12 protein-coding genes and 1 pseudogene are annotated in these 13,066 nt (G+C 64.1%); 11 read left to right on the top strand and 2 right to left on the bottom strand.

The genetic code is table 11. The annotated features are described in order from the left end of the window. Window positions 1-50: 50 nt before the first annotated feature. On the bottom strand, window positions 51-1,304 hold the full coding sequence (gene tyrS / locus XI03_RS06290) for a tyrosine--tRNA ligase (protein ID WP_271591632.1): 1,254 nt from the start codon (window positions 1,302-1,304) through the stop codon (window positions 51-53). 165 nt (window positions 1,305-1,469) lie between these two features. Between tyrS and XI03_RS06285 the strand changes: the two genes are divergently transcribed. From XI03_RS06285 to XI03_RS06275, 3 genes are all read left to right on the top strand, one after another. Beyond that, entirely contained in the window at window positions 1,470-2,573 is a 1,104-nt protein-coding gene (locus XI03_RS06285) for an anhydro-N-acetylmuramic acid kinase (protein ID WP_152103016.1), read from the top strand. Window positions 2,574-3,400: 827 nt separating this feature from the next. Beyond that, a complete protein-coding gene (locus tag XI03_RS06280) occupies window positions 3,401-4,078 on the top strand; it encodes a glutathione S-transferase family protein (protein ID WP_271591631.1) in 678 nt (225 codons plus the stop codon). Window positions 4,079-4,088: 10 nt separating this feature from the next. Then, complete coding sequence (locus XI03_RS06275) at window positions 4,089-4,412, top strand: DMT family transporter (protein ID WP_271591630.1); 324 nt, start codon at window positions 4,089-4,091, stop codon at window positions 4,410-4,412. On the opposite strand, the gene XI03_RS06270 is transcribed toward XI03_RS06275, so the two are convergent. Then, window positions 4,409-5,056, bottom strand: coding sequence for an alpha/beta hydrolase (locus XI03_RS06270; RefSeq protein ID WP_014495555.1), 648 nt, complete (start codon window positions 5,054-5,056; stop codon window positions 4,409-4,411). The genes XI03_RS06275 and XI03_RS06270 overlap by 4 nt on opposite strands. Window positions 5,057-5,406: 350 nt before the next feature. On the opposite strand from XI03_RS06270, the gene XI03_RS06265 reads away from it, so the two are divergent. The 8 genes and pseudogenes from XI03_RS06265 to XI03_RS06230 all read left to right on the top strand — a co-directional run bounded on the left by XI03_RS06265 (window position 5,407) and on the right by XI03_RS06230 (window position 13,015). Further along, the gene (locus tag XI03_RS06265; protein WP_271591629.1) at window positions 5,407-6,546 is read left to right on the top strand and encodes a cysteine desulfurase family protein; all 1,140 of its coding nucleotides are present in this window, start codon (window positions 5,407-5,409) and stop codon (window positions 6,544-6,546) included. 125 nt (window positions 6,547-6,671) lie between these two features. Continuing rightward, window positions 6,672-8,168, top strand: a complete 1,497-nt coding sequence (gene sufB, locus XI03_RS06260) for a Fe-S cluster assembly protein SufB (protein ID WP_271591628.1) — start codon at window positions 6,672-6,674, stop codon at window positions 8,166-8,168. Window positions 8,169-8,229: 61 nt separating this feature from the next. Next, entirely contained in the window at window positions 8,230-8,982 is a 753-nt protein-coding gene (gene sufC, locus XI03_RS06255) for a Fe-S cluster assembly ATPase SufC (protein WP_165637354.1), read from the top strand. An 11-nt stretch (window positions 8,983-8,993) separates the two neighbouring features. Continuing rightward, a complete protein-coding gene (gene sufD, locus XI03_RS06250; RefSeq protein WP_271591627.1) occupies window positions 8,994-10,298 on the top strand; it encodes a Fe-S cluster assembly protein SufD in 1,305 nt (434 codons plus the stop codon). Continuing rightward, window positions 10,295-11,542, top strand: coding sequence for a cysteine desulfurase (locus XI03_RS06245; RefSeq protein WP_038946653.1), 1,248 nt, complete (start codon window positions 10,295-10,297; stop codon window positions 11,540-11,542). The genes sufD and XI03_RS06245 overlap by 4 nt, the downstream gene beginning before the upstream one ends. After that, window positions 11,539-11,910, top strand: coding sequence for an SUF system Fe-S cluster assembly protein (locus XI03_RS06240; RefSeq protein WP_018323035.1), 372 nt, complete (start codon window positions 11,539-11,541; stop codon window positions 11,908-11,910). Before XI03_RS06245 ends, XI03_RS06240 begins: the two co-directional genes overlap by 4 nt. Window positions 11,911-11,959: 49 nt before the next feature. Beyond that, window positions 11,960-12,358: a HesB/IscA family protein gene (locus tag XI03_RS06235; RefSeq protein ID WP_018323036.1), complete on the top strand. Its 399-nt coding sequence runs from the start codon at window positions 11,960-11,962 to the stop codon at window positions 12,356-12,358. 158 nt (window positions 12,359-12,516) lie between these two features. Next, window positions 12,517-13,015: pseudogene (locus XI03_RS06230) on the top strand (TfoX/Sxy family protein). Window positions 13,016-13,066: the final 51 nt, after the last annotated feature.

The following is a 13,066-nucleotide window of genomic DNA, read 5'->3' as shown; positions in this document are numbered from 1 at the left end:
CAGGGAGCGCGCATCCGTGCGCCCTGACAAGCAGCGAAAAGCTCATACGCCTATGCAGGCTTAAGGAGGACGTGCTTCTTCTTGCCGAAGGACAGCTTGATCACGCCCTCGGGCGTCAGATTGTTTGCCGACAGTGCCATCTTTTCGTCAGTGACCGGCTCGTCGTTGACGCGAAGGCCGCCGCCCTTGATCTGGCGCCGGGCTTCGCCGTTGGATGCAACGAGGCCCGCCTTGACGAAGGCGTTGAGCACGCCGAGGCCGGCGTCGATCTCACCCTGCGGAATTTGCACCGTCGGCAGGGTTTCGGCCAGCGCGCCTTCCTCGAAGGTGCGGCGCGCGGTCTCCGCCGCCTCGTTCGCGGCCTCGCGGCCGTGCAGCAGCGCGGTCGCTTCAGTGGCGAGCACCTTCTTGGCCTCGTTGATCTCCGAGCCGCCGAGCGTTTCGAGCTTCTTGATCTCGGCCATCGGCAGCGTCGTGAACAGCTTCAGGAATTTGCCGACGTCGGCATCCTCGGTGTTGCGCCAGTACTGCCAGAAATCATAAGGCGAGAACGCGTCGGCGTTGAGCCAGACAGCGCCTTGCGCCGTCTTGCCCATCTTGGCGCCCGATGCCGTCGTCAGCAGCGGCGTCGTCAGTGCGAACAGCTGATGGGTGCCCATGCGGCGGCCGAGATCGACGCCCATGATGATGTTGCCCCACTGGTCCGAGCCGCCCATTTGCAATTTGCAGCCGGTGCGCTTGGCGAGCTCGACGAAGTCGTAGGCCTGGCAGACCATGTAGTTGAACTCGATGAAGCTCATCTCCTGCTCGCGCTCGAGGCGCAGCCGCACGGAGTCCATGGTCAGCATGCGGTTGACCGAGAAGTGCCGGCCGACGTCGCGCAGCATCTCGATCCAGTTCAGCTTGGTCAGCCACTCCGCATTGTCGAGCATGATGGCGTCGCTCTTGCCCTCGCCATAGCGCAATACCTTGGCGAACACGCCGCGGATCGATTCCTTGTTGGCCTCGATCTCGGCGACGGTGCGCATCGCGCGCGTCTCGTCCTTGCCGGAGGGATCGCCCACCATGGTGGTGCCGCCGCCCATCAGCGTGATCGGCTTGTTGCCGGACTCTTGGAGCCAGTGCAGCATCATCATGGTGAGGTAATTGCCGATATGCAGCGAGCGGGCGGTGCAATCGTAGCCGACATAGGCGGTCGCCTCGCCCTTGGCGGCGAGCGCGTCCAGCCCCTCGAAATCGGAGCACTGGTGAATGAATCCACGTTCCTGCAGGGTGTTGAGGAAATCCGATTTAAATGCAGTCATCTGTCGGCGTGCCTGACAATTCTTGGTTTACTGTTTTGGGCGCAATTTAAGGGTCTTCCGTGGGAACTCGATTGCTGCCCGCCACTTTGGCCTGTGGCATTATAAGATGTGTCCCTCTGGCACAAGATCGGCATGCCGGAGGGGGTCTCTTGAGGACGCTGATCCATGATGTTGACGGCACTCGGTTTGATGAGCGGCACCTCGCTGGACGGGGTGGATGTCGCGCTGATCGAAACCGATGGAAAACAGGTGAAGGCATTCGGGCCGTCCGGCTACCGGGCCTATAGCCCTGCGGAACGCAATCTGCTGCGCCAGGCGCTCTCCGAGGCTGTGCACCTGCTGCAACGTGACGCCCGGCCAGGCGTCCTGGCCGAGGCCGAGCGCGCGGTGACACGGGCCCATGCCGAGGCGGTTGCCGCCTTCTTTGCCCAGAACCGCATGAAGCCCGAGGACATCGACATCGTCGGCTTCCACGGCCAGACCGTGCTGCACCGCCCCGAGAAACGGCTGACGGTGCAGATCGGCGACGCGCCGGCGCTGGCGAGAGCGATCCATATCCCCGTGATGCATGATTTCCGCGCCGCCGACGTCGAGGCTGGCGGGCAGGGGGCGCCCTTCGTACCCGTCTACCACCGCGCGCTCGCCAACTCGCTGGATCGCGAGGGGCCGATCGTCGTGGTCAATATCGGCGGCGTCTCCAACATCACCTATATCGACGGCAACGACACGCTGATCGCCTGCGACACCGGCCCCGGCAACGCGCTGCTGGACGATTTCATGTACCGCACCATGAACCAGGCGTTCGATGCGGAAGGAAAGTTCGCAGCGCTCGGGAAGGTCGATGAGGCCTGGATCGCGCGCGCGCTCGAGCTGCCGTTCTTTGCATTGCCTCCGCCGAAATCGCTCGACCGCAACGATTTCGCCGCGCTGAAGCTCGGCGAGGTGGCGCCGGCTGACGGCGCCGCGACCCTGACCGCCTTCACCGCGACGGCGATCGCCCGCATCATCCCGTTGCTGCCGCGTCGGCCGCGGAGCTGGATCGTCTGCGGCGGCGGCGCCCGCAATCTCACCATGCTGCGGATGCTGCGGGAGCGGGTGGGATCGGCGACCGTCGAGGCCGCCGAGACGCTCGGCTGGGCCTCCGACGCCATCGAAGCCCAGGCCTTCGGCTTCCTCGCCGCGCGTGGGCTGAAGGGCCTGCCGCTGTCCTATCCGGCCACCACGGGCGTGCCGATGCCGATGACGGGCGGGGTGATCGCGCGGCCCTGAGGGTGGCTTCCCGAATTGGGGCACTGCCTCGCCCTTCCAATCGGCTTTCAAGATTGCAGACACGCCTTCGTACTCTCGCGGCAGGTTTCGCCCGAGCCTTGCTGTCGTTCGGCGCCCTCAATCGGACCAGAGGACGCAGGGAAGGCCGGGCGCCGGCGGCACCCGCAGGTCCGTGGGCGATTAGAACGCACACGGGGTGGACCACAGGTGTGCCGGTCGCCCGGCCTTCCCTGCGCGGATGGTTTTAACGGTGTCCTTCGTGCTCTCCTCGGGGAGCGTTGCACTATTGCCCCCGTCGCCTTGCGGGTGGCTGATGCACGTGCCCGGTCGGGCCGCCGCATCACCGCAAGCCTTGACGCCAGAACCCCGGGCGTCGGGACCACACGACTTCTCCGTCCGCGGACGGCTTGGTCTCAACATCCGGGGCTTGCGTGTGCCCGCCCCAGAGCATCGACCAATCCGCTGTGACCGCGCCGTGTCGTATGCGCGTTGTGCCGGGACTCACGGTCGCCCGCCCTGTCCTCACGCACATCGCGCCGGCGCTACCGCGTCCACCGCACCCCGGCCCGCATCTCGTGACGATCGCGAAGCGCCCTCTGGCAGGGCCGGGATGGCGTGTGTATGCCATAAATCCGAAATTCGGGAAAGTGGAATATTTTTGCGGACGGGGATTGACGGGTTTTGGGTGTTTTGCCCGACGCGTGCCGATGCCGATAACGGCAGGGTGATCGGCCGGCGCCAAATTAATGCAATTGCATTGATCTTGACAGTTGCATGCAAGTGCATCTATATGGGTGCAGCTGCATCGAAACGCCGGGATCTTGGCCATGACCGCTTCGCTCAAACTGATCAGCCACAAGCTTTGCCCCTACGTGCAGCGCGCCGTGATCGCGCTGACGGAAAAAGGCGTGCCGTTCGAGCGGATCGACATCGATCTCGCCAACAAGCCCGACTGGTTTCTAAAGCTCTCGCCGCTCGGCAAGGTGCCGGTGCTGGTGGTGACGACCGATAGCGGCGAAGTCGCGCTGTTCGAGAGCAACGTGATCTGTGAATACATCGAGGAGACGCAAGCGGGCCTCAAGCTGCATCCGGCGGATGCGCTGAAGCGTGCCGAGCATCGCGCCTGGATGGAGTTCGGCTCGGCGATCCTCGGCGATCTCTGGGGGCTGGAGACGACGACCGATCCTGCGACGTTCGACAGCAAGCGCCGGGCGCTCGTGGCGAAATTCGCGCGTGTCGAGGCTGCGCTTGGCGCAGGTCCATATTTTGCGGGCGAGGCGTTCAGCCTGGTCGATGCGGTGTTCGCCCCGATCTTCCGCTACTTCGATCTGTTCGACGGATTGACCGAGCACGGCATCTTCAACGATGTGCCGAAGGTGCGCGCCTGGCGCGCCGCGCTCGCGAAACGTCCGAGCGCGCGCACCGCAGTCGGCGCGGACTATCCGCAATTGCTGCGCGCCTTTCTTGTTCGCCACGACGCGCATCTGCTCAAGCTCGCGGCCTGAGCGTAAGCCGATGTCGCAATCCGTGGCCTGGCTGATGCTGGTGGTCGCCGGCGCGCTCGATGTCGGCTGGGCGATCTCGATGAAATATGCGGAAGGCTACACGCGGACGGGCTGGAGCATCGTCTCGCTCGTGCTGCTCGCCGCTTTCGTCTTCCTGCTCGGGCGGGCGCTGAAGGTGCTCGAGGTCGGCGTCGCCTATTCGGTGTGGACCGGCATTGGAGCTGCCGGCACCTTCGTCATGGGCGTCGTGCTGTTCGGCGAGACCTTGAGCGCGATGAAGCTTGCGGGCATCGCGCTCGTCTTGATGGGGATCGCCGCGCTAAAGCTCGCTTAGCGCACGTTGGCCAGACGCATGTCCAGATAGGCCGTGATGGTCTCCATCAGCGGCTCGAGCTTGGCGTCGAAGAAATGGTTGGCGCCGGGGATGACCTGCTGGTCGATCACGATGCCCTTCTGCGTCTTTAACTTCTCGACCAGGGTGTTGACGTCCTTCGGCGGCACCACAGCGTCCTTCTCGCCATGCACGATCAGGCCCGACGACGGGCAGGGCGCAAGGAACGAGAAGTCGTAGAGATTGGCCGGCGGCGCGATCGAGATGAAGCCCTCGACCTCGGGGCGGCGCATCAGGAGCTGCATGCCGATCCAGGCGCCGAAGGAGAAGCCGGCGACCCAGCAGGCGCGTGCTTCGGGATTGATGGTCTGTGCCCAGTCGAGGGCTGCCGCCGCATCCGATAGTTCGCCGGTGCCGTGGTCGAACGAGCCCTGGCTGCGGCCGACGCCGCGGAAATTGAAGCGCAACACCGAGAAGCCGCGATGCGCGAACGCATAGTAGCACTGGTACACGATCTGATGATTCATCGTGCCGTGAAACTGCGGATGCGGATGCAGGATCATCGCGATCGGCGCGTTCTTCTGCTTGGCCGGGTGATAGCGGCCTTCGAGACGGCCGGCAGGGCCAGTGAAAATAACTTCAGGCATCGATGATCTCTTGATTGATGTGCTGGAGAGACGATCCTCGGCAATCAACCGATTGTGGCCTCATCGGCAGGTACCGACGGAAGCGCGAATGAAGGGTGAGAAGGCGCGCCTTGCGGTGATGCGCTGAAGGCGTGCGGTGACTTGACGGTGCGGGTTCTAACATAGGCTGAGGGTCAAAAAGCAAGCATCTTGAACATCACTCAATGGGCTCAAGATGTTAGCGTGTCTTGGTCGCGTCATCAGCTGCCGCGGGTATGGAATCGCCCGTTGCCAAGCGCGTGTTGGGGCGCCATGTCGGGCTGGATGGGCCCAACGGGTTAGGTTTCCCAAGTAAGGTAATATAATACTAAATGCGGAACCGCGCTTATCTCGACTGGAATGCGACCACGCCGCTGCGTGCGGAAGCGCGACGCGCAATGCTCGCCGCCTGGGATCTGGTCGGCAACCCGTCATCGGTCCATGCCGAGGGGCGGGAGGCGCGACGGCTGGTCGAGGAGGCCCGCGCCACTCTGGCGATGGCGGTAGGGGCGCTGCCGCGGAACGTCGTCTTCACCTCCGCTGGCACGGAAGCCAACGCGCTGGCGCTGTCGCCTGGCCTGCGGCGGTCATCCGGCGGCCCGGTCGAGCGGCTGCTGGTCTCGGCCGTGGAGCACGCTTCGGTGCTGGCCGGTGGCCGGTTCGCGGCGGACAAGATCGGCCTGATCCCGGTGACGCGTTCCGGTGTGGTTGACCTCGACCATCTCAGGAGCCTGCTCCGCGACGGCGCTCCGGCACTGGTTTCCGTCATGGCGGCGAACAACGAAACCGGCGCGCTCCAGCCGGTCGCGGAGGTCGCCCGGATCGTCCATGAGGCCGGCGGCCTCCTGCACGTCGATGCAATCCAGGCGCTTGGCAAAATCCCATTCGAGATCAACGCTATGGGCGCGGATCTTGCGACTTTTTCTGCACATAAGGTCGGCGGCCCCAAGGGCGTCGGCGCCCTGGTCGTGGCGGAGGGACTGACGGGATTGGAGCCGTTGTTGCGGGGAGGCGGCCAGGAGCTGAACCGGCGCGCCGGAACCGAGAATATTGCGGGAATCGCGGGCTTTGGCGCAGCGGTGAAGGTCGCGCTTCAGACTCTTTCGGAAGATGCGGAGCAGATGGCAACCCTCAGAAATCGCTTGGAAAATGGCATCCGGGGAATCGCCGGCGCAACGATCTTCTCGGATGAGGTGAAGAGGTTGCCAAATACCGTCCTTTTCACCGCGCCCGGCCTCAAGGCTGAGACCGCCGTGATCGGCTTTGACCTCGAAGGCATCGCAGTCTCCTCGGGTTCGGCCTGTTCCTCGGGCAAGGTCCAACCCTCTCACGTGCTGTCGGCCATGGGGTACGATGCCGCCGTGGCCCAGGGAGCGGTGCGTCTCAGTCTGGGCTGGTCCACGGAACCGGATGACATCAACAGGGCGTTAGAGGCTTGGCGAAAGCTCGGTAATACCCTACTTAAGAGCTAAGCGATGAAACACGGCTTGAACGGTTCTAAGCGCGTGCTTTCCGCCAAAAAACATCGTAATAGACACCGTAATAATCGTTCGAGTTTGATCCACCGCGGTCCTTGAAACCGCGAGCGGAGGATGGAATGCCAGCCGTACAAGAGACGGTCGAGCGCGTGAAGCGTATCGACGTCGACCAATACCGCTATGGGTTTGAGACCCTGATCGACACCGAGAAGGCCCCCAAGGGGCTATCGGAAGAGATCGTAAAGTTCATCTCGCAGAAGAAGAACGAACCGGACTGGATGCTGCAGTGGCGGCTGGAGGCCTATCGGCGCTGGCTGACCATGACCGAGCCGACCTGGGCGCGCGTCGATTATCCCAAGATCGACTTCCAGGACCTCTACTACTACGCGGCACCGAAGCCGAAGAAGACGGTCACCTCGCTGGACGAGATCGATCCGGAGATCCTGAAGACCTATGAGAAGCTCGGCATTCCCTTGCGGGAAGTCGCCATGCTCGAGGGCGTGGAACCGAAGCCCGGCGAGGAAGATCCGGCGCGCCGCAAGATCGCGGTCGATGCGGTCTTCGATTCGGTCTCGGTTGCGACCACGTTCAAGGCGGAGCTGAAGAAGGCCGGCGTGATCTTCATGCCGATCTCGGAGGCGATCCGCGAGCATCCCGAGCTGGTGCAGAAATATCTGGGCTCGGTGGTTCCGACCTCGGACAATTTCTACGCGACGCTGAACTCGGCGGTGTTCTCCGACGGCTCGTTCGTCTACGTGCCGCCGGGCGTGCGCTGCCCGATGGAGCTGTCGACCTATTTCCGCATCAACGAGCGCAACACCGGCCAGTTCGAGCGCACGCTGATCATCGCCGACAAGGGCTCCTACGTCTCCTATCTCGAAGGCTGCACCGCGCCGCAGCGCGACGAGAATCAGCTGCACGCCGCCGTGGTCGAGCTCGTCGCGCATGACGATGCCGAGATCAAATATTCGACGGTGCAGAACTGGTACCCCGGCAATGCGGAAGGCAAGGGCGGCATCTACAATTTCGTCACCAAGCGTGGCGACTGCCGCGGCGACCGTTCGAAGATCTCCTGGACCCAGGTCGAAACGGGTTCGGCGATCACCTGGAAGTATCCGAGCTGCATTCTCCGCGGTGACAATTCGAGCGGCGAGTTCTACTCGATCGCGATCTCGAACGGCTTCCAGCAGGTCGATTCGGGCACCAAGATGATCCATCTCGGCAAGAACACGTCGAGCCGCATCATCTCCAAGGGCATCGCCGCCGGCAAGTCGCAAAACACCTATCGCGGCCTCGTCACCGCGCACCGGAAAGCGACCGGCGCGCGCAACTTCACCGCCTGCGATTCCCTGCTGATCGGCGATAAATGCGGCGCGCACACCGTGCCGTACATCGAGGCCAAGAACTCCTCGGCGACGTTCGAGCACGAAGCGACGACCTCGAAAATCTCCGAGGACGTGCTGTTCTACTGCATCCAGCGCGGCCTTTCGCAGGAGGAGGCGGTCGGCCTCGTCGTCAACGGCTTCGTCAAGGACGTGCTGCAGCAGCTGCCGATGGAATTCGCGGTGGAAGCGCAGAAGCTGATCTCGATCTCGCTTGAAGGGTCGGTCGGTTAATACCGACCCTCGCGGTGCGCTTAAGCGCTCCATGCATCATTTGAATAGACTGGACACCAAAATGGCTTTGCTTGAAGTGAAAGACCTCAAGGTTCGTGTCGAGGAGCGTGAGATCCTCCACGGGCTGACGCTGACCGTGAACGAGGGCGAGGTCCACGCGATCATGGGGCCGAACGGCTCCGGCAAATCGACGCTCTCCCACGTCATCGCCGGCAAGCCCGGCTACGAGGTCACCGACGGCCAGATCCTGTTCAAGGGCGAGGATCTGCTCGAGATGTCGCCGGACGAGCGTGCCGCCAAGGGCGTGTTCCTGGCGTTCCAGTATCCGGTCGAGATTCCCGGCGTCGCCACCATGAACTTCCTGCGCACCGCGCTGAACGCCCAGCGCAAGGCACGCGGCGAGAGCGAATATTCGACGCCGGACTTCCTGAAGAAGGTTCGCGAGGTCTCGAAGTCGCTGAACATCCCGCAGGACATGCTCAAGCGCGGCGTCAATGTCGGCTTCTCCGGCGGCGAGAAGAAGCGCAACGAGGTGCTGCAGATGGCGCTGTTCGAGCCGAGCCTGTGCATCCTCGACGAGATGGATTCCGGCCTCGACATCGACGCGCTGCGCATCGCGGCCGACGGCGTCAACGCGCTGCGCTCGCCCAAGCGCGCGATGGTCGTCATCACCCATTATCAGCGGCTGCTGAACTACATCGTGCCCGACGTCGTGCACGTGATGTCGAAGGGCCGTGTCGTGAAGAGCGGCGGCAAGGAATTGGCGCTGGAGCTGGAAGCCTCCGGCTATGCCCAGTTCGAGGACGCCGCGTAAGGAATTTTGCGATGAACGTTGCTGTGGCAAAGACCGGAAAGGGCCGCGCGGTGAGCGATCTCTTCACCAGCGCCGAGGGCCGGCTGCCGGGTTCGACCGCGGTCACCGCCGTGCGACGCGAGGCGTTCGAGACCTATGAGCGTCTCGGCCTTCCGCACCGCCGGATCGAGGAATGGAAATACACCGACTTGCGCGCGCTGGTCGGCGAGGTGCTGCCGCTTGCGGCCGCGCCCGACGCGGCCGCGCTGAAGCGCGCCGCGGACGCTGTGAAGGTGCATGCGATCGCGGGCGCCCGCAAGCTGGTGCTGGTCGACGGCGTGTTCGCGGCCGATCTCTCCGACGTGAAGGCGCTGGCCGCCGAGGCGGGCTTCAGCACGTTGCGGGAAACGCTGGAGAAGGATGCCGGTCTGCTGAAGACCGCGTCCACCGATGCCGTGATCGCGCTGAACGCTGCGATGGCGACCGATGGCGTGGTGCTGTCGATTGCCGACGGCGCGCAGCTGTCCGCGCCGGTCCAGATCATCCACATTGCGACGGCCGCGTCGGCGTCGGCCTTCACCCGTTCGCAGGTCGCGGTCGGGAAGGGCGTGCGCGCCACCATCGTCGAGAGTTTTGTCGCGGCTGGCGCCAAGACTTACCAGGTCCATGACGCTGTGTTGGTGACGGTCGGCGACGATTCCGACGTGGCCCATATCCGCCTGATGGATGATGCGCCTGACGCGCTGAATGTCTCGTCGCACTTCGTCACCGTCGGCGCCAACGTGAAGCTCAACTTCTTCAACATGACGACCGGCGCCGCGGTCAGCCGCCTCCAGGGCTTCATCACGCTGGCGGGCGAGGGCAGCGAGCTCTCGGCCAACGGCGTCAACCTGTTGCAGAAGACCGAGCACGGCGACACCACGCTGGTGGTCGACCACGCCGTGCCGAACTGCGTCAGCCGCGAGATCTTCCGCGCCGTGATCGACGACCGCGCCCATTCGGTTTTCCAGGGCCGCATCATCGTCCGTCCCGATGCGCAGAAGACCGACGGCAAGATGATGACGCGCGCGCTGCTGCTCTCGGATGAGGCGGAGGCCGACAACAAGCCCGAGCTCGAGATTTTTGCCGACGACGTCTCCTGCGGCCACGGCGCCACCGCCGGCGCGCTCGACGACAGCCTGTTGTTCTATCTGAAGGCCCGCGGCCTGCCGGAGAAGCAGGCCCAGGCGCTGCTGATCCAGGCGTTCGTGGGCGAGGCAATCGAGCAGATCGCCGATGACGGCTTGCGCGAGCACGTGATCGGGATCGCCGAGCGCTGGCTGGAGCGCCGCCAATGAGCACGCATCCCGCAGTCAGGAACGGTGCCTATGACGTCGCGCGCGTGCGCCAGGATTTTCCGGCGCTCGCCATGCAGGTCTACGGCAAGAAGCTGGTCTATCTGGACAACGCCGCCTCGGCGCAGAAGCCGAGCGCCGTGCTCGATCGCATGACGCAGGCCTACACGAGCGAATACGCCAACGTGCATCGCGGCCTGCATTACCTCGCCAATGCCGCGACCGAAGCCTATGAGGGCGGTCGCACCAAGGTGGCGCAGTTCATCAACGCGCCCCGTACGGAAGAAGTGATCTTCACCCGCAACGCGACGGAGGCGATCAATCTGGTCGCCTCGTCGTGGGGCGGGCCGAACATCGGGGAAGGCGACGAGATCGTCATCTCGATCATGGAGCACCACTCCAACATCGTGCCGTGGCACTTCCTGAGGGAGCGCCAGGGTGCCGTGATCAAATGGGCGCCCGTGGACGACGAGGGCAACTTCCTCATCGACGAGTTCGAGAAGCTGCTGACGGCCAAGACCAAGCTGGTCGCAATCACGCAGATGTCGAACGCGCTCGGCACCATCGTGCCGGTCAAGGAGGTCGTCAGAATCGCCCACGCGCGCGGCATTCCCGTGCTGGTCGATGGCAGCCAGGGCGCGGTGCATCTGCCCGTCGACGTCCAGGACATCGGCTGCGATTTCTACGTCTTCACCGGCCACAAGGTTTATGGGCCGACCGGCATCGGTATCCTCTGGGCCAAGTACGACCATCTCGTCGCGATGCGTCCCTTCAACGGCGGCGGCGAGATGATCCGCGAGGTCTCGCGCGATGTCGTGACCTATGGCGACCCCCCGCACAAATTCGAGGCGGGCACGCCCGCGATCGTCGAGGCCGTCGGCCTTGGCGCTGCCATCGACTACGTCAATTCGATCGGCAAGGAGCGCATCGCCGCCCACGAGCACGATCTCACCACCTATGCCCAGGATCGGCTCCGCGAGATCAATTCGCTGCGGCTGATCGGCACGGCACGGGGCAAGGGCCCGGTGATCTCCTTCGAGCTGAAGGGCGCTCACGCCCACGATGTCGCCACCGTGATCGACCGCCAGGGCATCGCGGTGCGCGCCGGCACCCATTGCGTGATGCCGCTTTTAGAGCGGTTCAACGTAACGGCCACCTGCCGAGCCTCGTTCGGCATGTATAATACGCGGGAAGAAGTCGATCATCTGGCACAGGCGCTTTTGAAGGCGCGGGATTTGTTCGCATGAGTGACACGGCCGAAATCAAAGCTAGTCCGATGGAGACCCATTCGGCGCTGCCGCCGGAGGAGACCGAGCGGCTGACCACGGAGATCATCGCCGGGCTGAAGACCGTGTTCGACCCGGAAATCCCGGCCGACATCTACGAGCTCGGCCTGATCTACAAGGTCGAAATCAAGGACGATCGCTCCGTCGACGTCCAGATGACGCTGACGACGCCGAACTGCCCGGCCGCCGGCGAGCTGCCGACCATGGTCGAGAACGCGGTTGCCAGCGTCCCCGGCGTCGGCGTGGTCGACGTCAAGGTCGTTTGGGAGCCGCCGTGGTCGCCCGAGCGCATGAGCGACGAGGCGCGCCTCGTGCTCAACATGTGGTGACGCGTAATCTCAGCATTGAATTTGCTCCGCAACGGACCAGATAGATAAGATGACCCAGGCGACACCAGCATCCACTCCGAAGCCGCGGCGGCCGCGCCCGCAGGTGATGCGGCTGACGGACGCTGCTGCCCAGCGCATCACCGAGCTGACCCAGCGCGCCGATTCGGAGATCGTCGGCCTGCGCGTCGGCGTGAAGAACGGCGGCTGCGCCGGCCAGTCCTACACGGTCGAATACGCCCACGACGTCCGCCCGACCGACGAGGTCGTCGAGGACAAGGGCGTCAAGATCCTGGTCGATCCCAAGGCCGTGCTGTTCCTGCTCGGCACCGAGATGGACTACAAGGCCGACAAGATGCAGGCCCAGTTCGTCTTCAACAATCCGAACCAGATTTCCGCCTGCGGCTGCGGCGAGTCGGTAGAGCTGCGGCCGGCCAAGATCGACGGATAACGCCTTCCCAAGACTCTCGTGTCCCGGACGCGCCGCAGCGCCCTTGCGCTGCCGCGCAGAGCCGGGACCCACGTTATAGTCACCAGCGCAAAAGACTGGGCCCCGGCTCAGCAGCGCATCGTTACACGCTGCGCTGCGTCCGGGGCACGAGGGGGCCCATGGACCGCGAATTCCTGACCGACCTGTTTGCCGATTTCGGGCCCGTCACCATCCGGAAAATGTTCTCCGGCTACGGCATCTCCGCCGACGGCATCAACTTCGCGCTGTCACTGCGTGCCGGCCTGTTCTTGCGCGCCGACGAGGTGACGATCCCGGACTTTGAAGCCGAAGGCTCAAAGCCGTTTCAGTACTCGACCCGCGCCAGGACCGTGGTGGTCAACTCCTATTGGGAGCTGCCGGCGCGCCTGTTCGACGATTCCGCCGAGCTCGCCCAATGGGCGAGGGCGGCACTCGCCGCCGCCCAGCGCGCCAAGGTGAAGACGCGGCCGAAGAAAAAGGCGGCGGCAAAAAAAGCCGCGCCGAAGAAGCGGTTGGCCAAGAAGGCAGCCAAAAGGAAGGTGCGGTAGGGTGGGCAAAGCGGAGCGTGCCCACGATCAGGATGTCATCGCGAGAGATCGTGGGCACGGCGCTACGCGCCTTTGCCCACCCTTGTATTAGCGCGCCGGATTAGAATGGCCTGGTTCCGTGAGGAATGGCCCAGCCCGGGTG

Source organism: Bradyrhizobium sp. CCBAU 65884, assembly GCF_028128835.1.
Lineage (GTDB): Bacteria > Pseudomonadota > Alphaproteobacteria > Rhizobiales > Xanthobacteraceae > Bradyrhizobium > Bradyrhizobium ottawaense.
This window is presented reverse-complemented; position numbering and strand designations above follow the sequence as displayed.

Excerpts from the sequence above, each read along its gene's own strand:
- tyrS (WP_271591632.1), bottom strand. The coding sequence starts at position 1,304 with ATGACTGCATTTAAATCGGATTTCCTCAACACCCTGCAGGAACGTGGA.
- XI03_RS06285 (WP_152103016.1), top strand. The coding sequence starts at position 1,470 with ATGATGTTGACGGCACTCGGTTTGATGAGCGGCACCTCGCTGGACGGG.
- XI03_RS06280 (WP_271591631.1), top strand. The coding sequence starts at position 3,401 with ATGACCGCTTCGCTCAAACTGATCAGCCACAAGCTTTGCCCCTACGTG.
- XI03_RS06275 (WP_271591630.1), top strand. The coding sequence starts at position 4,089 with ATGTCGCAATCCGTGGCCTGGCTGATGCTGGTGGTCGCCGGCGCGCTC.
- XI03_RS06270 (WP_014495555.1), bottom strand. The coding sequence starts at position 5,056 with ATGCCTGAAGTTATTTTCACTGGCCCTGCCGGCCGTCTCGAAGGCCGC.
- XI03_RS06265 (WP_271591629.1), top strand. The coding sequence starts at position 5,407 with ATGCGGAACCGCGCTTATCTCGACTGGAATGCGACCACGCCGCTGCGT.
- sufB (WP_271591628.1), top strand. The coding sequence starts at position 6,672 with ATGCCAGCCGTACAAGAGACGGTCGAGCGCGTGAAGCGTATCGACGTC.
- sufC (WP_165637354.1), top strand. The coding sequence starts at position 8,230 with ATGGCTTTGCTTGAAGTGAAAGACCTCAAGGTTCGTGTCGAGGAGCGT.
- sufD (WP_271591627.1), top strand. The coding sequence starts at position 8,994 with ATGAACGTTGCTGTGGCAAAGACCGGAAAGGGCCGCGCGGTGAGCGAT.
- XI03_RS06245 (WP_038946653.1), top strand. The coding sequence starts at position 10,295 with ATGAGCACGCATCCCGCAGTCAGGAACGGTGCCTATGACGTCGCGCGC.
- XI03_RS06240 (WP_018323035.1), top strand. The coding sequence starts at position 11,539 with ATGAGTGACACGGCCGAAATCAAAGCTAGTCCGATGGAGACCCATTCG.
- XI03_RS06235 (WP_018323036.1), top strand. The coding sequence starts at position 11,960 with ATGACCCAGGCGACACCAGCATCCACTCCGAAGCCGCGGCGGCCGCGC.